The sequence below is a fragment of the Leuconostoc gelidum subsp. gelidum KCTC 3527 genome (assembly GCF_000166715.1).
GTDB lineage: Bacteria > Bacillota > Bacilli > Lactobacillales > Lactobacillaceae > Leuconostoc > Leuconostoc gelidum.
In genome coordinates, this window is the sequence record NZ_AEMI01000028.1 from 36,093 (window position 1) to 57,023 (window position 20,931).

The 20,931-nt window shown below is 38.0% G+C and carries 20 protein-coding genes and 1 riboswitch; of the genes, 18 read left to right on the forward strand and 2 right to left on the reverse strand.

All coding sequences use genetic code 11. The features are described from left to right. The first annotated feature begins 38 nt into the window (after positions 1 to 38). Positions 39 to 2,093 carry a penicillin-binding transpeptidase domain-containing protein gene (locus EUI_RS0107410; RefSeq protein WP_029508542.1) on the forward strand — a complete coding sequence of 685 codons (2,055 nt, stop codon included), beginning with the start codon at positions 39 to 41 and terminating at the stop codon, positions 2,091 to 2,093. 27 nt (positions 2,094 to 2,120) lie between these two features. Here the strand turns inward: EUI_RS0107410 and EUI_RS0107415 are convergent, their stop codons facing one another. Next, positions 2,121 to 2,741, reverse strand: a complete 621-nt coding sequence (locus EUI_RS0107415) for an NAD(P)H-binding protein (protein WP_010017170.1) — start codon at positions 2,739 to 2,741, stop codon at positions 2,121 to 2,123. Positions 2,742 to 2,806: 65 nt separating this feature from the next. Between EUI_RS0107415 and EUI_RS0107420 the strand changes: the two genes are divergently transcribed. The 11 genes from EUI_RS0107420 (at position 2,807) to EUI_RS0107470 (ending at position 11,323) form a co-directional block, all read left to right on the forward strand. Beyond that, positions 2,807 to 3,961: an ATP-binding protein gene (locus EUI_RS0107420; protein WP_010017171.1), complete on the forward strand. Its 1,155-nt coding sequence runs from the start codon at positions 2,807 to 2,809 to the stop codon at positions 3,959 to 3,961. Next, positions 3,958 to 5,112, forward strand: coding sequence for a vWA domain-containing protein (locus EUI_RS0107425; protein WP_010017173.1), 1,155 nt, complete (start codon positions 3,958 to 3,960; stop codon positions 5,110 to 5,112). Before EUI_RS0107420 ends, EUI_RS0107425 begins: the two co-directional genes overlap by 4 nt. Positions 5,113 to 5,146: 34 nt before the next feature. Beyond that, positions 5,147 to 5,443, forward strand: coding sequence for a hypothetical protein (locus tag EUI_RS0107430; RefSeq protein WP_010017174.1), 297 nt, complete (start codon positions 5,147 to 5,149; stop codon positions 5,441 to 5,443). Then, positions 5,440 to 5,949, forward strand: coding sequence for a hypothetical protein (locus EUI_RS0107435; protein WP_010017176.1), 510 nt, complete (start codon positions 5,440 to 5,442; stop codon positions 5,947 to 5,949). Before EUI_RS0107430 ends, EUI_RS0107435 begins: the two co-directional genes overlap by 4 nt. A 53-nt stretch (positions 5,950 to 6,002) precedes the next feature. Then, a riboswitch (TPP riboswitch) is annotated at positions 6,003 to 6,091 on the forward strand. A gap of 122 nt (positions 6,092 to 6,213) precedes the next feature. Continuing rightward, positions 6,214 to 6,990, forward strand: coding sequence for a hydroxyethylthiazole kinase (gene thiM / locus EUI_RS0107440; RefSeq protein ID WP_010017177.1), 777 nt, complete (start codon positions 6,214 to 6,216; stop codon positions 6,988 to 6,990). Beyond that, positions 6,983 to 7,816 carry a bifunctional hydroxymethylpyrimidine kinase/phosphomethylpyrimidine kinase gene (gene thiD, locus EUI_RS0107445; protein ID WP_010017178.1) on the forward strand — a complete coding sequence of 278 codons (834 nt, stop codon included), beginning with the start codon at positions 6,983 to 6,985 and terminating at the stop codon, positions 7,814 to 7,816. The genes thiM and thiD overlap by 8 nt, the downstream gene beginning before the upstream one ends. Further along, complete coding sequence (thiE, locus tag EUI_RS0107450) at positions 7,806 to 8,441, forward strand: thiamine phosphate synthase (RefSeq protein ID WP_010017180.1); 636 nt, start codon at positions 7,806 to 7,808, stop codon at positions 8,439 to 8,441. Before thiD ends, thiE begins: the two co-directional genes overlap by 11 nt. Before the next feature lie 82 nt (positions 8,442 to 8,523). Beyond that, positions 8,524 to 8,835 carry a PadR family transcriptional regulator gene (locus EUI_RS0107455; protein WP_010017182.1) on the forward strand — a complete coding sequence of 104 codons (312 nt, stop codon included), beginning with the start codon at positions 8,524 to 8,526 and terminating at the stop codon, positions 8,833 to 8,835. After that, positions 8,832 to 9,422: a DUF1700 domain-containing protein gene (locus EUI_RS0107460; protein WP_010017183.1), complete on the forward strand. Its 591-nt coding sequence runs from the start codon at positions 8,832 to 8,834 to the stop codon at positions 9,420 to 9,422. The genes EUI_RS0107455 and EUI_RS0107460 overlap by 4 nt, the downstream gene beginning before the upstream one ends. After that, positions 9,412 to 10,299 carry a DUF4097 family beta strand repeat-containing protein gene (locus EUI_RS0107465; RefSeq protein WP_010017185.1) on the forward strand — a complete coding sequence of 296 codons (888 nt, stop codon included), beginning with the start codon at positions 9,412 to 9,414 and terminating at the stop codon, positions 10,297 to 10,299. Before EUI_RS0107460 ends, EUI_RS0107465 begins: the two co-directional genes overlap by 11 nt. Positions 10,300 to 10,486: 187 nt before the next feature. Next, complete coding sequence (locus tag EUI_RS0107470; protein WP_010017187.1) at positions 10,487 to 11,323, forward strand: DUF368 domain-containing protein; 837 nt, start codon at positions 10,487 to 10,489, stop codon at positions 11,321 to 11,323. Positions 11,324 to 11,407: 84 nt separating this feature from the next. Here the strand turns inward: EUI_RS0107470 and EUI_RS0107475 are convergent, their stop codons facing one another. Beyond that, complete coding sequence (locus EUI_RS0107475) at positions 11,408 to 13,207, reverse strand: M3 family oligoendopeptidase (protein WP_010017188.1); 1,800 nt, start codon at positions 13,205 to 13,207, stop codon at positions 11,408 to 11,410. Between the two features lie 154 nt (positions 13,208 to 13,361). Here EUI_RS0107475 and EUI_RS0107480 point away from each other — a divergent pair, with 154 nt between their 5' ends. From EUI_RS0107480 to EUI_RS0107510, 6 genes are all read left to right on the forward strand, one after another. Further along, positions 13,362 to 14,291: an alpha/beta hydrolase gene (locus tag EUI_RS0107480; protein WP_010017189.1), complete on the forward strand. Its 930-nt coding sequence runs from the start codon at positions 13,362 to 13,364 to the stop codon at positions 14,289 to 14,291. Positions 14,292 to 14,456: 165 nt separating this feature from the next. Beyond that, entirely contained in the window at positions 14,457 to 15,272 is an 816-nt protein-coding gene (gene proB / locus EUI_RS0107485; protein ID WP_010017190.1) for a glutamate 5-kinase, read from the forward strand. Position 15,273: 1 nt separating this feature from the next. Continuing rightward, complete coding sequence (locus EUI_RS0107490) at positions 15,274 to 16,521, forward strand: glutamate-5-semialdehyde dehydrogenase (protein ID WP_010017191.1); 1,248 nt, start codon at positions 15,274 to 15,276, stop codon at positions 16,519 to 16,521. Between the two features lie 71 nt (positions 16,522 to 16,592). Further along, the gene (locus EUI_RS0107495; protein WP_010017192.1) at positions 16,593 to 17,591 is read left to right on the forward strand and encodes a LacI family DNA-binding transcriptional regulator; all 999 of its coding nucleotides are present in this window, start codon (positions 16,593 to 16,595) and stop codon (positions 17,589 to 17,591) included. Between the two features lie 207 nt (positions 17,592 to 17,798). Next, complete coding sequence (locus tag EUI_RS0107500) at positions 17,799 to 20,015, forward strand: alpha-galactosidase (protein WP_010017193.1); 2,217 nt, start codon at positions 17,799 to 17,801, stop codon at positions 20,013 to 20,015. 229 nt (positions 20,016 to 20,244) lie between these two features. After that, positions 20,245 to 20,901 (forward strand): histidine phosphatase family protein, encoded by a 657-nt coding sequence (locus tag EUI_RS0107510; protein ID WP_010017197.1) that lies wholly within the window; start codon positions 20,245 to 20,247, stop codon positions 20,899 to 20,901. Positions 20,902 to 20,931 lie beyond the last annotated feature (30 nt).

Sequence of the window (20,931 nt, forward strand, 5' to 3'; positions counted from 1 at the left end):
TCTAGATAGGTAGTTTATTGATGAAAATGGGGTCAAACATGCAACGTAATCCTTACTTAGAAGATCGTGACAAAAAAAATAACGCGAGTGCCAATCTGCCTGCGCGTTTAAATATCCTGCTTGGCATTGCATTGACATTAATGATTGCACTTATTGTTCAATTAGCTTTTTTGACGATCAAGCAAGGTGCTTATTATCAAAGCGAGGTTAATCGTAATGATGAAACAATTGGAAAAGGTAATACGCCACGTGGTATGTTTTATGATGCGACTGGGCGTGTTATTGTTGGTAACAAGGCGCAAGCTGCAGTCACGTTTACACGTGGTACGTCAGTGACGTCATCAACTATGCGTGAAATAGCTACTAAATTAAGTAAGTTTATGACAATTGATACTAAACGGCTCAGTGAACGTTCGAAAGTTGACTTCTACTTAGCAAATAAGTCAAATAATGAAAAAATAACTAAAATTATTACAAAAAAATATAAAAATGATAAATTATCATTAACTACCGAACAAATTAATATGTATGAAGTTAGATATGTACAAAAACATGATTTAGCAAAAGATGTCGATCAAAATGCCGCTATGATATTTCAACGTATGAGTGGTGCGTACACATTGTCCACAACATTCATTAAAGAGTCAGATGTGACCAATACTGAGTTAGCTGAAATTGGTGAGCGGTTAAGTGAATTTCCAGGCATTAAACTTGGCACGAGTTGGTCACGACAGTATCCAGAAGGTAATGAATTTAAAACGCTTGTCGGCACTGTGACTAATGAAGCCACCGGACTGCCAGAAGATCGGTTGCATACACTGCTTGCGCAGGGGTATTCACAAAATGAACCGGTTGGTAATTCAAGTCTAGAAAAAGATTACGAGTCAATTTTGAAAGGATCAGCTTCACAAACGCTTGTTACAACAGGCAGCGGTGGTCAAATTAAATCTTCTCAAATTAAATATAATGGACAGGCTGGGGATAATGTTAAGTTAACGATCAATGCACGCTTTCAAAGCGCTGTTCAAAAGATACTTGAAGATAATTTACCGGGTGGTGATGTTGAGGGGGCATACGCTACTGTTATTAATCCATACACTGGCGGTATCTACGCGATGGCTGGTGTCGATCGTAATCATGAAACTGGACAAAAGACTGCTAACCCATTAGGTAACATTAATCATGCAATTGTCATGGGATCAGTTATCAAACCGGCAGTATTGGCAACGGGCTTTCAAAAAGGTGTTATTTCACAAAATAATACAGTGCTAAATGATCAGGCAATCAAAATTCAGGGCACGCCGTCAATTACATCTTATTGGAACCAAGCGGGTACACCAACACCAATTGACGCGGAAACAGCATTGGAACGATCGTCAAACACGTACTTTGTACAGTTAGGTATGAAGATTGGTGGGCAAACTTATAGTCCTGGATCAGCATTAGGATTGCGTTCGGATGCTTTCCAGACTTTACGAAACGGATTAGGTCAATTTGGCTTAGGTACAAAAACTGGCATTGATATTGATGGCGAAACAGCTGGTTACCGTGGGGCAACAACTGGTGAAGCACAAGGTAAGTATCTGTATGAAACCTTTGGACAATATGATTCATATACGACGCTGCAATTAGCACGTTATGTGTCGGTGATTGCTAATGGTGGTTATCTTGTGGCACCTCATATTGTTGGTGCTCTTACACAAGGTCAGTCCAATAGTGATAAACAAAACACTGTTTGGACTGCAACGCCAAAGGTACAAGGCCAAGTTAAATTAGATGCTGGTGAATGGGATACGATTGAGAATGGTATGAATCGTGTCGCTAATGGATCTGATGCTTGGAATACGGGTGGTGCAGATATGCATAAATTAACGCCAAAAGTGCACGCTAAGACAGGAACCGCAGAAACTGTTACTAATGGGAACCAAACGTATACAGAATCAATGGTTGCTTATACACCAGGTCAACCATTTGCGATAGCCATGGCTATACCAGGTATGAATAATTATTTAGATGGTACCAACGGGAAAATATCTGCTAAAATTATTGATGCTTATTGGCAATATGTGGAAGCAAAACCAAATTCAAAATAAAAAATTCAAACATTTGTTTGAATTTTTTTATTTAGTCAATTTTTCTGAAATGGCAACAGAGTCACCAATGTAAGATTCGGGATGCAAAATAATTTGTGTCATGAACGCCGCGACACTTGTTCGTGTAATTGGTCCACCAATAATTTCTGCGTCACGTGTTGTTTGGACATTGAGTAATTGCATGGTATTATCATCAATTAATTCATTGGGACGCACAATAGTATAATCTAGTGCAGATTGCTCAATACGTTTAACGGCTGCAGCTTGGTCGCCCATATACGTATTTTCATTGTCGATCGTACCAAGAATATTGGCCCATAAACTGCGTTTATCAGCAGGTAGCTCATTATGAACGCCAATGGTAGCAACCCAGATTAATCGTTTTACACCCACATGATGCATGGCGTTGACAACACTATTGGCCGCTGTTTTTTGACGACCCTCTGCACCAATATTTGCATAAACAATATCGACGTCTTTAAGCGCTGTGATCATGGCGTCTTCGTTAACGGCATCAAGACTCTTAATACCTTTTTCGGGACGCGCATGAAGTGAAGTTAATTTAATTTCTGTATCGGTATTAGCTAGCATAGGGACAACAAGTTTTGCGATCTGACCGTTAGCACCGAGAATTAGTAGTTTTGTCATACTTTTATTTTAGCATGAAACGCTGAGAAGCGGTAAAATTGATATAAGAAAAAAAGAGGGTATAAATGTCACTATCATATCAACAATTATTAACTGCTGTACCATTAGTTTTACGTGGGGGAAATGTACCAACTATTGTTGGTGAAGCAGGTATAGGTAAATCAGCTTTGGTATGTGATGTTGCTAAAAAATTACATGCTAAGTTATTTACAACGGTTGTATCTTTGTCAGAAAAAGGTGACTTGGCTATCCCAATACCACCTCTAACAGACTCAGCTTTTTTGATGACAAAGAATTATGGTCGATTAGCCGATGTGAAATTTGGCTATACACATACATTGATTCAAATTATTCAACAAGCAGAGTTATCACCGAAACAGCCGATTATTTGGTTCTTAGATGAATTTAATCGGGGTTCACAAGCAGTTCAAGGCGAACTCATGAATTTAGTATTGCAGCGTCAAATTAATGACTTAATTTTACCAGATAATGTGAATCTTATTTTAGCAGAAAATCCAGATGATTCGATGTCTGGGTTTGAGAATTCAGATTATGCTGTGCAAACATCAGATGCGGCAATCAAAGATCGCACCACACGTTTGGTGATGTCTGTGTCAGTCAGTGGTTGGTTAACATGGGCAAGTCAAAGTGATAATAAACGTCAAAATATTCACACAATAGTACGTCAGTTTATTGCTGAAAATGCTGAATTACTCTATCCAAATACACGCGGGACAGACTTGAATCCCACCCCTCGTGCTTGGCAACGCGTATCAGATAATTTATTTGAATTGGAGTCGTTACCGGTTAAAGATCAAAATGACTTGCTATTTGACCTAGTGGCTGGCGATTTAGGTCAATTGGTTGCGACACAATTCATGAGTTACGTGCAGCAACAAACGGCGAGTTTGACAGCAGCCGATGTGTTTGAAACACATCCTGACGGGCCAAAATTACCAAATGAAATCCGTCAAAAATTTCAAGACATGCCTGAAATTCAAAAATTAACGGTGATGAAAACCTTACTTTTAACGGCTGATATTGTCTTGGATAATCATGCTAGTCGATTTAGTCAGTTATTAAATTTGCTGGCACCAGATGGTCAGTATGCGCTTGTAAAGCAAATGACTAGCGCACCCATTTTAGATGATTTATACGCTTCTGATGCGCACTATGCTAATGTTTTGTATCAACAAATTATGGATATTGCCACACGATGAATGACAATGAAAAAGACAATTTAATTGTTGATGGGATTAAGACGTTGTTGGATGAATCACCATTATATGGCAGCATTGTGATGAATTTAGATCGTGAAATTGACCTGAACTTAGACCATGCTTTGGCACTTAAGTGGCACAACCACCGATGGTTTTTAGTGATTAACCCAAGCATATTAACGCATTTGTTTACTAATCATAATCAAATTGCGTTGGCTTTGGCGCATGAAGCCCTCCATGTCATTTGGCAACATCCATTACGTTATGCCAAACAACATGACTCACTGATTGACTTAGGAACAGACCTTGCTGTCAATCAGTATTTGCCAGATCAATTAGGTGAATTACCTGGTGCCATGACGTTGCAAACAATTTTTGAGATGTATGGTAAAATGTTACCGGCTCAAGAGGATTCAGCAGTGTACATTGCGCGCTTGTCGAAATTTTTAGATCAAGTGCCGTCGCGTGGTGATAATCAGTTGGATAGTCATAGTGGTTGGTCTAGTGCTGACGGGGCTTTAGATGAAGCTAAAGCAGCGCTTGATATGATTCTTAAAAAAGCAACTGAGGATGCCAAGCATTCAGGTCGCGGACAACTATCACTTGCAGTTCGTAAGCATATTGATGAAGTCATCACGCCCCATCGAAATTGGCGTGCGGTTATACGTACTGGGTTAAGCCAACAGCCAAATAAAAGACGTGAATCACGTGCTAGGTTTAACCGACGACAAGCCTATCGATTAGACCTAACTGGCGAAATAAGTGTTTTTAATGCGCAATTGGTTGTTTTTATTGATAATTCAGCATCAATTTCTGATCAACAAGCTGGTCTGATGGTGGCAAATGTTATAGAGTTAACGAGACAGTTTGATGCTGAGGTGCATGTTTTTTCTTTTGATACACAAGTGTATGCTATAAAAAAAATCAAAGATTGGGTGCGTCATACTGGTGGTGGGACAACTTTTAAAAGTATTTTCAGTGCATTAATTGATCAAAAATTTAATCCAAAACAAACAATTGTGGTCATTTTAACAGATGGTGATGGGGAAGAAGATGAGGTACAAACGGCATTTAAACAAGTTTATTGGTTGTTACCACAAGGTAAAAAATTGAGTATTAGCCAACCATTTGGTAAGGTTGTGGTTGTATAGTGCTTTAGAAAGGAGTACGTTAATTAATTTTGATATGAATGATAAATTACAACCAAATGATCTACGTAGTTTTATTAATAAAGATATGCGTTTCAAACGTGCAGAAGCAGTGCTTAAGGATGAATGGGAATCATTATTATTACCTGAAGGTTGGGGTGTTAACATGATGACGTTATCCGACATTACTTTTGCAAGACACTTAAATCAAGTAAAAGCGGTACCAACAACGATTGATTTGGTAACGTTTGCCGGTGTCAAAAAATTTATTAGAAATAATTCATCTCGGTTATCACCGGATGTTGTGAATTTATTAGAGGAGCCTTTCTTATGAAAATTAATTTAATATTAGCACCTGAACAAGCACCTGCAGAATTGTTAGCATTACAGACTTTAAATCCAGATAAATTCTTCTATTTGGGTAAAGAATCACAATTAGCAGGGACAAATGTATTGATCATTGATGCGCCTGACATGGTGACCCATTTTAAACGGCCAATGTTATTTAATAGCATAGTGACAGTCGGTCATTTAAGTGGTGATGTTATTCATCAAATTGCATTTCAAACTAAGGATAGAAATGATGAACTAATCGCACAACTTGTACCTGAAAATGCCATTCTTGCACAAAACAGTAATGGCAAATCAGACTATATGTTGTGGAGTTTTTGGCCTGATCACAAGGCGTTAGGATCTTTTTTAAATAGTGATAAATTTAATCAAATGAAAAAGCTCATGAAAAATCCTTATACAACCAGTTATATTCATGTTAACTCTGCACAACAGTTATCATTGACCCATCAAATGCGCGATTTTGATGATAAAATGTGGTGGGGATGACTACTATCTTGCATAATTGCTTATTCTAAGCTACAATAAGCTCATAAACTAAATAGATATGTCTGGGGTGCCATTTGGCTGAGAAACACCCATTGAACCTGATCACGGTAATGCGTGCGAAGGGAGATACATTTTCGAATACTAATTTTAAGCATTTTGTGCCTATTTTTGTAGCCGTTGATTGATTTCCTTTTGTGAATTCAATCAACGGTTTTTCTATTGCCTTTAATATTGTGAAACCAGACATGATAGGGAGAAAAATTTATGAAGTTATCAGAAATAAAAGATAAAAAACCGCTTGTATTCAATTATGCAAACTATGTGACACCACAATTTGTGGCTAATGTTGTCAATGTCATTGGTGGGTCACCTATCATGGCACGTGAGTTAGAAGAATTTCCAGACTTAGTTGCTGCAAGTGATGCTGTGGTCATCAACAGTGGCACTTGGCGACGTTCGGAATTACTTGAAACCATTAAACTAGCGCAATTAGCAAATCAAGCCGGTAAAGTTGTCGTTTTGGATCCAGTGGCAGTGGGTATACCTTCACGAAGTTTGCCAGTGACAGCACTTATGGCAGATGCACAAGTTGATATTATTCGTGGCAATGCAGCTGAAATTGCTTGGTTTGCCGGTGTTGATTTTTCAAGTCAAGGCATTGATGCAACTGGTGACGGGGATGTTAGAGAAATTGCAATATTGGCAGCCAAAAAGACAGGTGCAATTATTGCTTTAAGTGGCAAACAAGATGTTATAAGTGATGGCCATACAACTCGAACGATCGACGTTGATGTGCCACTTTTGGCAACAAATGTTGGGACAGGTGATGCACTTTCGGCTTTAATTGGCACCTATAATAGTGATGGTATCTCAATTGAGAATACAATGAGAGCAATGGCAACAATGAAACTAGCTGGTGTAAAAGCAAGTAAAAAAGTTAAAACACCTGGTTTTTTTGTGAATCAATTATTAGATGAACTCTACTTGTTATCAGAAAATGAACTTGATGCATTTATTAATGGTGGTGGGATTCATGATTAATGACACACCGCAAGCTTTGACAATTGCTGGAACAGATTCCAGTGGTGGCGCTGGCATTTCGGCTGATTTGAAAACATTTATGGCACAAGGTGTCTATGGCGGTAATGTCATTGTATCTGTTACCGCACAGAATACGCGTGATGTTCAGCAAGTTCAGATGATACCGCCTGCAATCATCACACAACAGATACAGTCAATTGCTGATGATTTGTCTATTTCTGCAGTCAAAACGGGTATGTTAGGTGACGCTCAAACTGTGAACACTGTTGCAAAAGCGCTACAAACTTATAATTTTGGCAGCTATATTTTAGATCCTGTTATGGTCGCCAAAGGTGGAGCAAAGCTATTGCGCGATGAGGCGATTTTAGCATTAAAAACGCAATTATTACCACTTGCGACTATGGTGACACCAAATATACCAGAGGCTGAAGTGCTAACAGAAATGACAATTCAAACACATGAAGATGTCAAAATAGCAGCATATAAATTACAATTATTGGGTGCTAAAAATGTCCTACTTAAGGGTGGTCATGGTAGTGAAATAGCGGTGTATGATTTTGCGCTACTTGCTGATGGGAGTCATTTTTGGTTAAAGAGTCAACGGGTTGACACTGAAAGAACTCATGGGACGGGTGATACACTTTCGGCCGCTATCGCAGCACAATTGACACTCGGCTTTGATATGAAAACTGCCATTATAAAAGGCAAAGCTTATGTCGACGCAACTATTCGAGATGGCATACAGGTGGGCCATGGTCATGGACCATTAAATCATCTGGCTGTCATTACGAAAGAAAATCAACCGGAGGTTATAAATGATATTTAATCGCGCAATGTTAGCACGGTACTTTATACTAGGCACACAAAATGTTACAGATGAACGCATGTTTTACAAAGTGTTAGAGGAAGCGTTGCGTAATGGTATTACCTTGTTTCAATATCGTGAAAAAGGTTTTGGGTCCTTGGTTGACGATGATAAATTACGTGTGGCACAACGAGTACGAGAACTCACTTCAGCCTACCACGTCCCTTTTGTCATAGATGATGATATTGATTTAGCACATATTGTGCATGCAGATGGGGTGCACTTTGGTCAGGGAGATGGTAATATTGCAACTAATATTGCTGCAAGTCATGGCATGTTTGTTGGTGTGTCAGTGTCTAATCAAATAGAGTATGAACACATTTCATTATTGTCGGGTATTGATAATATTGGTATTGGACCAGTGTTTGAAACTAAAAGTAAGGCAGATGCTAAACCAGCAATTGGTTTGATAGAACTTGAGAGATTAGTCGCACAAAGTCGCTGGCCAATGGTTGCGATTGGTGGTATTAGTCAGGATAATTTAGCGACAGTGTTAGCAACCGATGTTGATGGTGCTGCTGTGATTAGTATGATTAGTGACAGTCCGGATATTGAAAACGTATTAAAGTATTGGCAGCAATTTTAATTGCTGCTTTTTTTGTTGAAAAACAATACTATTTTCCGTATAATATATACTATATTGAAAATAGTATACAAGAGGTTATAATATGATGATACAAACACCAACAGTGCTACTTGATGGCACTGTTTTGGCTATTTTAGATAGGCAAGACTTATATGGTTATGCACTGACTAAAAAAGTAAAACAACATGTGATTGTTTCGGAATCAACGATGTATCCTGTTTTGCGCCGGCTGGAAAAGGGTGGTGAGCTAACCACCTATAGTGAACCTTTTGAAGGACGAATGAGAAAATATTATCAATTAACTGATAATGGTCGTGAGCACTTGCGTGGGATTAAAGATGCTTGGCAAGATTTTTCAACAGGGATTAACGCAATTTTAGGAGAACAAATATGAGTTACTTAAATGAATTAGAGGCACACTTACATGCATTGCCACGTGATGAACGTGACGAAACGATGGCATATTATGATGAATACTTTACTGATGCTAATTTAAGTAATTCAGCTGCACGTAAACAATTTGGGACACCAAAACAATTTGCACGTCGTTTAATTGCTGATTTTTATATGGATGCTGATGACGAATCAGAGATTAAGCCAAAACAACAATTGCGTATGATTTGGGTAGTCATTTTGGGATTATTGGCTTCACCAGTTATATTACCGGTTGCCTTGATAATGGTAGCGTTATTAGTTTCAGCATTAGCTGTTGTATTGAGTATAGCAGTAACGATTGTTTCAATTGTAGTGGCCATAATCATAATAGCGGTGGTCAGCATTGTTACCGGCGTTGCAGTTGTGTTTAACTCACTGAGTGGTGGTATTTTCTTCATGGGTGTCGGAATAGCTGCACTTGGTGTTCTATTATTAATTGGTCCACTGATGATATCATTTATGCGTGCGTGCTTTAATGGCCTAATCAACTTAATTAAAGCCATTGGTCGGCGATTTATTAAAAAAGGAGCAAATTATGAAGCGTAGAACTATTATTGGTTGGTCCTTATTGGCAGTTGGTGTTGTGATGGCAACTTCAACGGCATTGATTGAAAAGCCAGGAACGGTTGTTTGGCATAATGGGTTCTCTTATCAAAAAAGAGGATCTGTTAAAGATTATGATTTATCTCAGCAGTTACCTAGAAATACACAAGATATTCAAAAAATTGCGATAGACGCTACTGATACGGATATTTATGTTCAGCGGGGGGAAACATTTTCGATAACGGAAACGCATGTTGAAAGTAAAAATAAAGCAAAAATTAGTTTTTCAAATGGTGAGTTGAAAATAGAAAAGCCAACAGGGGATCATTCTATTTTGAACTTTGATTGGCGTGAATTGTATCATGACAATTCGCCAAGATTGACGATTACTGTACCCACCCATGTACGCCTTAATACAATTGGTATTACACAAGAAAACTCTGAGGTGACAGTGGCAGATGTTAATGCTAATACAATTAATATCAGGTCAAATAATGATGATGTGAATCTCATTCGTGTGACATCACAAAACACGATGGTTGACGTGCAAAATGCAGCGGCTAATTTGCACAATGTAACAATTGATAAGTTACGGGTCAAATCAAATAATGATGATTTCAAGTTAGCTGGCAGTTCTGTGAAAATACTTGAAGCTGATTTGAAAAATGGCGATGCAGATGTTGAACATAGCAAAATTGAAACTGGCGGGCACATACGCAATCAAAATGGTGATATCTCAATAGAAACAACACAGTTACCCACATTTTCAACGCACAATAATAATGGTGATGTTGAAGTGTCATCTACTTTAACTGGGCAACAGCGGGGGAATCCTACTTTCGTGATTCAGAATCAACATGGCGATATTGAAATTAAATGATACCAAAATCGTCATCTAGTATAATCAAAAAATTAAAAGTTATCGGTGACTAAACCTGAAGCGCGGGCAACAGTTAAGGATGCATAAAAGTTGCTTAAGTATTAAAATTTTGGAACTTGGCTAGAATTAGTTTATAATTATATAGAAATTCTGTTGGGCTCCTGAACTAATTGGAATGTAGGAAATTATGAAAAATGATAGTATTAAAAATTGGTTGACGCGTTTTTTCAAGGGTGTTTTTATTGCCTTGGGATTTATTTTACCTGGTGTATCCGGTGGTGTTTTAGCAGCCATACTTGGTCTTTATGAACGTATGCTTAATTTTATGGCACATATCCGTCAAAATTTTAAACGCGACTTCTGGTATTTCGTTCCAGTAGGATTAGGCGGCATTGTAGGTATTATTTTATTAAGTAATCCATTAGAGTATCTATTAACGACCTACAAAGCGATTATACTGTGGGGGTTTGCAGGTGCAATTGTCGGTACATTACCGTCATTATTTAGAGAGAGTGCAAAAGAAGGGCGTCAACGATCCGATTGGTATATTTTTGCTGGTACGGTAGTTTTTGGTGGCCTGTTCTTGTATAATATGACAGCAATTTTTGGGGAGATGCCAGTGAATTTTTTCTCATGGTTATTGGCGGGTGGCTTAATTGCACTAGGTATTATCGTACCTGGGTTGAGTCCCTCGAATTTATTACTTTATCTGGGCTTATTTGATCCGATGATTAAAGGATTTAAAAGTGCTGATCTCGATGTTTTTATACCAATGGCGATTGGTGGCCTAATTACGCTCGTGCTTTTTTCAAAAATTATGCATTACTTACTACAAAATTTTCATGCGAAAGTTTACCATTTCATTCTCGGTATTGTTGTTGTATCAACACTATTGATTGTTATCCCACCAGTGGCTGACTATTCGGGCTTTACGATTGTGAGCATGTTGATTAGTACGTTTTTATTTGCAATTGGTGTGTGGTTAGGTTATTGGATGAGTCATTTAGAACAAAAGTATAAATAAAAAATAAACTTTAAAAAACGAGCTGTGCAACACACAATATATGATTGTGTACTGTACAGCTCGTTTTATGATGTGTTTGGAAAATTAAATAAATTGCTCGGATAACTTTAAAAATTCATTGATATCTGATTGAATGAGATCAGCGCCGGCTTGCCAAAAGTCGGGTTGCGTGAGGTCAACATTGAGATGTTTGTGAGCCAGTGCCTCAGATTTCATATTGGCTGTATCGCGAAGCAAAGCAATATATTTATCTTCAAAGCCTGCGCCATCTTTTTGTGCTTGGGCATATATGCCCGCTGAAAATAAATAACCAAATGTGTATGGAAAGTTATAGAAAGGCACAGAGTCAATGAAGAAGTGAAGTTTAGAGGACCAAAAATGTGGATGACGCACATCAAGAATACCGTCAAACGCATTTTTTTGTGCTTCGTCCATGAGTTCGTTTAATCGTTGTGGTGTCACAATACCATTTTTACGTTCACTGTAAAAAGCATCCTCAAACAAAAAGCGTGCGTGTATATTTAAAAACATGGCAATAGGATTTGTCATTTTGGCATCAAGCAATACTAATTTTTCGGCGTCAGATTTGGCACCGGAAACATTAGCATCATTGACAATGAGTTCGGCAAATGTTGAAGCAGTTTCCGCAACGTTCATTGCATAAGCGTCTCGCCATAGTGGTAAATCAGTTAATTGTGCTGAATGGAAAGCGTGACCAAGTTCATGTGCAATAGTCGCAGCGTCGTTAACAGAACCTGTGTAAGTCAAGAAAATACGAGATTCATGCAAATCAGGGACAGATTCCATATAACCACCAGGTTGCTTACCTGGTCGATTTTCTGATTCAATCCAGTTATTTTCAAAGGCCTTTCTAGCAAATTTGGCCATTTTTGGTGAAAATTTACCAAATTGTTCAATGATGAAGGCTGCGGCATCATCGTATGATACTTCTTTTGGTTGATAATCACCAATATGTGTTAACGGAGCAACCTGATCTTGCCAACCCATTTCTTTTAAACCAAGTAACTGTTTTTTACGATCAAAGTAAGGTTTAAACATAGACTTATTAGCGTCAACAACACGCCACATTGTGTCTAAAGTAGCTTGAGACATACGATTCATTTCAAGCGGTTGTTCCAAATGGGATTGCCGACCATGGGCATTTTGATTTGTTAAACGAAAACCAGCTAAATGGTTGAGGGTGTCTGCCGTTAAATTTTCAGCATTTCCCCACATTTTTTCATAATTGCTCATGATATTAGCGCGCGTGTCGTTATTGGGTTCACCATCAAGCATATTTAGGGCTTGTCCAGCGGAAATATGACGGGTTTTACTGTCTTCAGAATCGGTGTAATTCATTGATAGAGAGGCGGAAATGGTGTCATAATGTTGTGACCATGCTTGCTGACCGTCTAAGTCAAATTGATTAATTAAAGCTTCAGTTGCATCATCGCGTAGTCGTTTGGCATCTGTTCGTAATTCTGTGAGGTAAAAAGCAATTTGTTCAAGACGAGGTGATGTGAGTGCTTGCGCGAATGACGACTCATCTAGGGACAAGAGTAATTTTTGAAATTTATTCAAGGGTACTGAAAAGGCAACAAATAGTTTACCGAGTTTATTAAACTGCGGGCCATAGATGCTGTTACCATAGTCGACAGATGCTAAACCGTTGATAAAAATACTTATAGTGCCTAAACCTGAGCCAATAGTTTGCGCTAAATCAGCTAAATCAGCAATTTTTTCAGATGTTGGTTCAGATGACATAACTTGTTGGTCAAAATTTTTAATCTGGTCGTCAACTAACTGATATTTTTGTGCCAGTTGAGGTGAGTTGATACCGCCAGGGTAAATACTATCTAAATCCCAGTTTTGTGAATAAGTCATAAGTTATCCTTTTTTATTTTTCTTTTAAGTATACCATTCTTCATGGTTTAACAATTGCAATTAAATGAAATTTTTATAATGATGACCGACAGCCGGTTTTGTTGCTACAACTCTTGAGGTGGTGTAAAATTATTATTTTAAGGGGTAAATGAATATGCACAACTTAGTCAAATGGTTGATTTGCTTTATTATAGTTATTGCTATGATTTTACTTGTGGCAGGCATGTATTTTTTTCATGTTGCTCAAGTACGTGATCCAAAAGCTAATCAACCAGACGTCTTGCGCACAAAAACTAATCCGCTCTACCAATATGAGCATAAATTTTTAGCACGAGACAAACAAACGTGGCATGAAACAACCAAGGATGGGTTAAAGTTAGACGCATGGTATGTGGCCGCTGACAAGAAAACAAATAAAACGGCCATTTTGGCACATGGTTGGCATAACAATAAAACAACTATGGCTATTTATGGTGAACTTTTTCATGATCTTGGCTATAATGTTCTCATACCAGATAATCGCGCACATGGTAAGTCACAGGGAAAAATCATCGGTTATGGCTGGCTTGATCGACGTGATTATAGTCAATGGTTAAACCAAATTATTGACACTAATGGTAATAATTCAGATATTATCATGTATGGTATGAGCATGGGTGCTGCGACTGTCTTGTCAGTTTCAGGTGAATCAGACTTGCCGTCACAAGTTAAGGCAGTTATTGCCGACTCGTCATATACCAGTCTATTAGAAGAAACAAAACATGAAGCAGGTAATATGTATAAATTACCTTGGTTCCCACTTGTTAATATTACTTCAGGTATTTCAAAAGTTCGTGCAGGTTATTTTTATGGGGAGGCGAGTCCGCTAAAACAAGTGGCTAAAAGTACGCGACCAACATTCTTTATACATGGTAGCGCAGATACCTTCGTGCCGACTAAAATGGTCTATTCTTTATACCATGCCTTAAACGCTCCGAAACAATTATGGATTGGTAAGGGGTCAGAACATGTGCAGACTTTCCACGATCATCCCATTGAATACCGTCATAAAATTCAATCTTTTTTGAACCAATATGATAAATAGTTGCAATAACAGTAATGATTTAAATGAAATAGTCCCTTGCTTGTAAGCGTGCTTTTCATGATATAATAATGGATATTAAATGAGGGAATCATTAAACACCAGTTTATGTTATGTATTTTGAATAATAATTGACATAATCTCGTAGAGAATTTGGAAGAAAAAATTATGCAGGTAGTGTCAGAAAAAAGTAGCTCTGCCAATGATTGGCGCCGTATAGTGATTAAGGTTGGTACTAGCACGATTGTTGATGCATCAGGTGAGATTAAATATCCAGTGATTAATCGTTTGTCACAAACACTGACACAATTACAAAAATCTGGATATGACATTATTCTCGTCACTTCAGGGGCAATTGGTGTCGCTTTGCAACAAATGAAAATGCTGAAAAGACCAACAGATATTCCGTCCCAACAAGCATTAGCAGCTATTGGTCAAAGTTATTTGATGGCGATTTATAATCAAAGCTTTGCTTTCTATCAACAGCATGTTGGGCAAGTATTATTAACGTATGATGTTTTTAATAATAAGCAGATGCTACAACATACGATTGATGCGATTGAAGCTATGTTAGCACAACATGTGATTCCAATTATTAACGAAAATGATGTGATTGCAGTTGACGAGTTGGACCATCAACATTCATTTGGTGATAATGATCGCCTAGCAGCTATTGTCACACATGAAACAAATGCTGATGGCCTCATTGTATTAAGTGATATTGACGCGTTATATACTGACAACCCTTATGTGAATCCAACTGCTAAAAAAATACCACTTGTTACGCAAGTAACGCCAGAATTAATGGCTAGTGCCAGTGGTTCATCAGATTTAGGAACCGGTGGTATGGCGACAAAACTTTATGCTGCTGAATATTTGATTTCAAAGCAACGCCAAATGATATTAATTAATGGTAAAAATCCTGCTACGATTCTAGATGTTGTAGCTGGCAAAAAAATCGGTACATTATTTAAAGGAGTGTAATATGGTATTAAGTGTACAAGAAATGGGCCAACGCGCGAAAAATGTCACGAGTCAAGTGGCGATGTTATCACTTGAAAAGCGTAATGCCTTATTGCAAGAAATGGCACAGGCATTATTAAATCAACAAAAAGATATTATAATAGCGAATCAAAAGGATTTGTCAGAACATGAACAAACGTTGAGTGGTCCAATGCAAAAACGTTTGAAGTTGGATGCGGATGCCATTCAAGATATTGCAAATTCCTTGCGAGCGGTAGCTGAACTGCCTGATCCACTAGCTGGGCCTTATGATGAGTGGCGCACGCATGTGGATTTGAAAATTATTAAAAAAATTGTGCCACTTGGTGTTGTAGCGATGGTGTTTGAGGCACGTCCGAATGTTACGGTTGATGCGGCAGCATTGACATTAAAATCAGGTAATGCGGTTATTTTACGTGGTGGCAAAGAAGCAAGTCATAGTAATGCTATTTTGGCAAAAATTTTACGACAAGTTTTAACTGACAATCAACTCAACCCTGACATTATTCAACTGATAACGGATACTTCTCATGAATCGGTTAGTACTTTGCTGCATATGAGAGCGTTTATTGATGTTTTGATTCCACGCGGTTCGGCCAAGTTTATTGATTTTGTTGTGGCTAACGCGACAGTACCAGTGATTGAAACTGGTGCAGGAAATACACATATTTTTGTTGATGCATCTGCGGATCAAGAGGAAGCTATCCGTATTATTCATAATGCGAAGACGCAAAAACCTTCAGTATGTAACTCAGCTGAAAAATTACTTATCCATGAAAGCATTGCTATGGAATTTTTACCCAAAATCGGGGCAAAATTAATGGCTTCTCATGTTGAACTGCGTGGCGATGAAGCCAGTCGCCAGATTGAACCACGTATTTTACCTGCTACAGACTTGGATTGGGATACAGAATATAATGATCTCATTATGAGTATCAAAATAGTTGCAGATACTGACGCGGCAATCGATTGGATTAATACGCATACCACACATCATTCTGAGACAATTATTAGTGAGACAACCGAACATGTTGTCAAATTTATGAATGATGTTGATGCGGCGGTTGTTTATCAAAATGCATCCAGTCGTTTCACAGATGGGTTTGAATTTGGATTTGGGGCTGAAATTGGTATTTCAACACAAAAGTTACATGCACGTGGGCCAATGGGATTACCAGCGTTGACTACCATTAAATATGAAGTTTTTGGTGACGGTCAAATCAGGTCATGATAATTTTTACAGGTACATCAAACCACAGATATCAGGGTGCCAGTTTTTAATATAAAATTGGGAGATAAGATATGACGACTATTAGAGACATTGCTCAAAAGGCTGGTGTTTCAGCAGGGACAGTTTCCCGCATATTGAACGAGGATGATACACTATCTGTGGCAGCTTCAACGCGACAACGTGTTGTTCAACTTGCTGATGAATTAGCATATAACGCTGAAAAATTGCAAACCAATCGCAGGTGGACAAAGTCAATTGCAGTAGTAACCACATTATCGGCAGAACAAGAGCAAGTAGACGAGTACTATCGTAAAATTTGGCGTGGTATTTATGAAGCATCTGAAAAAAAGGGTGTCAAAGTAAGTCACATTTTTCGATTGCAAAATTTATCTGAACCGTTGGATGTCTCTAAATTTGCAGCTGTTATTTTTGTTGGTGCAATCGAAAAATATGCTATCCATGAACTTTACTTAAAAAATCCAAACTTAGTTTTAATTGATGATCGGCTTGTTCATGTTGATGGTGTGGATGCGGTAACCACTGATTTAAAGGAAAAAGTGTTTGAGCTATTAAATGCCTTTTGGACATCTGGATATCGAGATATCGCATTTGTCGGTGGCAAACGTGAATCGATGGATTTGGGTGGTCATTATGTATCAGTTGATGACGACACACGTTATGCGGCTTATATGAGTTGGATGCAATCTAAGCATTTAACGCCGCGTGCTGTTTTGGCAGGGTGGCGGACAGCAGATGCGGTTACTGCAACTAACGAATTGTTAAATTCAGAAGAAAAGATAGATGCTATTTTGGTTGCCAGTGATCCTTTAGCTGTTGGTGTATTGAAAGTATTGTCAGAAAATGAGGATCACATTGCGGTTGCTAGTTTTAATGACGTTGAAATTGGGAAATACTTGACACCATCTCTGACAACTGTTCATATTCCAGCAGAAGAAATCGGACAAACAGCATTAGTACAAGCTGTAGAACGTTCCACAAATACACGAAATTGGCCAATATGGTTGGTTATTCCTAGCTATATTGTTTACAGAGACACGTTTGTTAATTAAGGCAATTTTGATTTAGTGAATTGTAATTTTAAATAACAGCAACCAAAAAATAGTCAATCATCGGTAGTTTTTCGGGGATTGGCTTTTTATGTCAGCATCACGACATATAGATAATGTAGTTTATAAATGAAAGCGCTTGCAATTTTAAAAACAAAGAAGTAAACTTAATTTGTAGTTTACTTATATTATTTTACTAGAGGAGAAAACATGGTTGAGAAACTCATTATATTTGATGAAACCACGCAGTCGTTTCATCTGAAAAACAACGATATATCATATATTTTGGCAATTGAAGAGGGTAAGATCTTAAGTCATGTGTATTTTGGTAAGAGCGTAAAAAACTATACTGGTTATTTTAAATACCCTCGTTTAGATCGTGGTTTTTCAGGTAATTTACCTGGATCGTTAGATCGTGAATATTCGAAAGATACATTGCCACAAGAATTTTCTGGTAATAACACGGGGGATTATCGTGTGCCAGCAGTCATCGTGAAATCTGAAAATGGTGCGCGTACAACAGATTTTCGATATGTGGATTATAAAATTGTTGCGGGTAAACCCGCAGATGAAAATTTACCACATGCGTATGTATTAGCTGATGATGAATCACAAACATTAATTATTACGTTGGCTGATGAAACACTCAATGCAGAAATTGAATTATCATATACAATTTATCGAGACCGTCCGGTTATTGCTCGTCATTCACGTATTATAAATCGCTCAGAAGCCATTTTTAATATCGAAAAGTTAGCCTCCATGCAAATGGACCTACCAAAACAAGATCTTGAAGTGATTAGTTTACCAGGTGCTCATGTGCGTGAACGTCAAATTGAGCGTCAAAGCGTGGCACATGGTGTAACACAATTTGAAAGCCGCCGTGGTTCAAGCTCACATTTTATGAATCCATTTATTGCTTTAGTCGATAGTCACACGACAGAGTTTCAAGGCGATGCAATTGGGTTACAATTGGTTTATTCTGGTAATCATCAATTTACATTGGAACGTGATTATCAAGATCAAACACGTGTGGTTATCGGCATTAATGAGTACAACTTCGATTGGCAGTTACAGCCACAAAAAGCTTTTGAAACACCAGAAGTTTTGATGGTCTATTCAAGTAATGGTTTGAACGCTATGTCTGATACATTTGCGAAATTATTACGCGAACGTGTTGCACGTGGTCAACATCAATATTCACAACGGCCAATTGTGATTAACAATTGGGAAGCAACATATTTTGAATTCGATGAAAAGAAAATTCAAACAATTCTTGATAGTGCAGCACCGCTTGGTGTAGAAATGTTTGTTCTTGATGATGGCTGGTTTGGTCACCGAGATGATGATAATTCAAGTTTAGGTGATTGGTTTGAATATGCTAATAAGCTAAAAGGCGGTTTACATGATTTGGCTAATCGTGTGCATAATAATAAGATGCAATTTGGTTTATGGTTTGAACCGGAAATGATTTCAGAAGATTCAGACTTATATCGTCAACACCCTGATTATGTGTTGCAAGTACCAAATCGTGGAAAGACACCATCACGTAACCAATTTGTACTCGATTTTAGTCGTGAAGAAATAGTCGATAACGTTTACGATCAAATGGTGAAAATTTTGGATAAAGTTGATGTGGATTATATTAAATGGGACATGAATCGTAACATGACCGAAATTTATTCAGCTGCTTATCCAGCTGCCCAGCAAGGTGAAATTTCACATCGTTATATTTTGGGATTATATAATCTAATGAATCGCTTGACAACGCGTTACCCAGAAATTTTATTTGAAGGTTGTTCAGGTGGTGGCGGTAGATTTGATGCTGGCATCTTGTACTATATGCCACAATCATGGACCTCCGATAACACAGATGCTTTTGCACGGTTGAAGATTCAATATGGTACAAGTTTGGCATTTCCAATTTCAAGTATGACAGCTCATGTTTCTGCAGCACCTAATCATCAAACTGGCCGGTCAACGAGTTTGAAAATGCGTGGCGATGTCGCAATGGCTGGCGTGTTCGGTTATGAATTGAACTTGACTGAAATGACAGATGACGAAAAAGTAACAGTTACTGAGCAAATTAAATTTTATAAAGCACATCGTCAACTGCTACAGTATGGTGATTTCACACGGTTGAAGAGTCCATATGAAGGTAACTTCACAGCGTGGCAGTTTACCTCAGAAGATAAAAATGATGTCATGCTATTCCGTTATGCCGGCTTAGCAGAAGCACAGCCTGAGTTTACGACGACGCAGTTGGCTAATTTAGATCCAGAAAAAAAATATGAAGATGTCGCAACTGGTGACGTTTTTGGTGGTGATGAACTCATGAACATTGGGCTATACGACACATTGCAAAAGGGTGACTTTACGAGTGAAGTGACTGTATTTAAGGCAATTGCACCGTGCACAAGAATTTAGTGAAGTTAATAAGAAGCACCGTGATGGGTACTTAAACCAAGTCCTAGGTAAGCTAGTTGAACGGCGTTACTATGTTTAAACTATAAAATTTGCAGGTGACCATGTTCGTCCAAGATTATTTTTGGAGGGCATTAGCACGTGCAATTTTTTTATATAGTTGGAGGTCTGCAATTTTAAAAAGGTATGATCAGGTTGTGTTACAATTGGTTAAAGTATGGGAGAAGAAACCATGAAAATTTATGCAGTTCGTCACGGACAAACAATTTTTAATATGCTTGATAAGGTTCAAGGTTGGGCAGATACCCCGTTAACTAAAAAAGGGGAACAAGACGGTACGGCAGCTGGAAAACGTTTAAAAAATATTTCTTTTGATGTCGCGCTATCATCAGACACATCACGGGCAATCCATACTGCGGAGTTTATTTTATCTGAAAATAGTCACAAAAAACCACATTTGACCTATACTCCGGATTGGCGTGAATTCTTTTTTGGTAGTTTTGAAGGTGGAAAAAATACAGTCATGTGGGGCGCAACGGCTAAGGCGTTGGGTATTGACTCAGAAACACCAGATGACGTGGCACGTCAAGTTGATATGACTCAAATTATGGATACAATTTATGCTGTGGATCCGGATCATCTTGGTGAAAATGCAACTGATTTTTGGCAGAGAATGAGACAATCATTGGCAAAATTACAACAAGATTATGATGAAAATGCGACTGTTTTATTAGTCACACACGGGCAATTAATTTGGAACTTGGCACAACAATATGGCCATTTAAAAACAGCTGATCGACCAAAAAATGGTGCAGTAGCAGTATTTAACCTGGATAAAGATGGTAATTTTAGTGTTGACGATTTTAATGACGTGACAACAATTTTTTAAAGAACAATCATAAAATGNACAACATAATAA

Bases quoted from the DNA above. Each gene is read 5' to 3' on its own strand.
- EUI_RS0107410 (WP_029508542.1), top strand. From the start codon at position 39: ATGCAACGTAATCCTTACTTAGAAGATCGTGACAAAAAAAATAACGCG.
- EUI_RS0107415 (WP_010017170.1), bottom strand. From the start codon at position 2,741: ATGACAAAACTACTAATTCTCGGTGCTAACGGTCAGATCGCAAAACTT.
- EUI_RS0107420 (WP_010017171.1), top strand. From the start codon at position 2,807: ATGTCACTATCATATCAACAATTATTAACTGCTGTACCATTAGTTTTA.
- EUI_RS0107425 (WP_010017173.1), top strand. From the start codon at position 3,958: ATGAATGACAATGAAAAAGACAATTTAATTGTTGATGGGATTAAGACG.
- EUI_RS0107430 (WP_010017174.1), top strand. From the start codon at position 5,147: ATGAATGATAAATTACAACCAAATGATCTACGTAGTTTTATTAATAAA.
- EUI_RS0107435 (WP_010017176.1), top strand. From the start codon at position 5,440: ATGAAAATTAATTTAATATTAGCACCTGAACAAGCACCTGCAGAATTG.
- thiM (WP_010017177.1), top strand. From the start codon at position 6,214: ATGAAGTTATCAGAAATAAAAGATAAAAAACCGCTTGTATTCAATTAT.
- thiD (WP_010017178.1), top strand. From the start codon at position 6,983: ATGATTAATGACACACCGCAAGCTTTGACAATTGCTGGAACAGATTCC.
- thiE (WP_010017180.1), top strand. From the start codon at position 7,806: ATGATATTTAATCGCGCAATGTTAGCACGGTACTTTATACTAGGCACA.
- EUI_RS0107455 (WP_010017182.1), top strand. From the start codon at position 8,524: ATGATGATACAAACACCAACAGTGCTACTTGATGGCACTGTTTTGGCT.
- EUI_RS0107460 (WP_010017183.1), top strand. From the start codon at position 8,832: ATGAGTTACTTAAATGAATTAGAGGCACACTTACATGCATTGCCACGT.
- EUI_RS0107465 (WP_010017185.1), top strand. From the start codon at position 9,412: ATGAAGCGTAGAACTATTATTGGTTGGTCCTTATTGGCAGTTGGTGTT.
- EUI_RS0107470 (WP_010017187.1), top strand. From the start codon at position 10,487: ATGAAAAATGATAGTATTAAAAATTGGTTGACGCGTTTTTTCAAGGGT.
- EUI_RS0107475 (WP_010017188.1), bottom strand. From the start codon at position 13,207: ATGACTTATTCACAAAACTGGGATTTAGATAGTATTTACCCTGGCGGT.
- EUI_RS0107480 (WP_010017189.1), top strand. From the start codon at position 13,362: ATGCACAACTTAGTCAAATGGTTGATTTGCTTTATTATAGTTATTGCT.
- proB (WP_010017190.1), top strand. From the start codon at position 14,457: ATGCAGGTAGTGTCAGAAAAAAGTAGCTCTGCCAATGATTGGCGCCGT.
- EUI_RS0107490 (WP_010017191.1), top strand. From the start codon at position 15,274: ATGGTATTAAGTGTACAAGAAATGGGCCAACGCGCGAAAAATGTCACG.
- EUI_RS0107495 (WP_010017192.1), top strand. From the start codon at position 16,593: ATGACGACTATTAGAGACATTGCTCAAAAGGCTGGTGTTTCAGCAGGG.
- EUI_RS0107500 (WP_010017193.1), top strand. From the start codon at position 17,799: ATGGTTGAGAAACTCATTATATTTGATGAAACCACGCAGTCGTTTCAT.
- EUI_RS0107510 (WP_010017197.1), top strand. From the start codon at position 20,245: ATGAAAATTTATGCAGTTCGTCACGGACAAACAATTTTTAATATGCTT.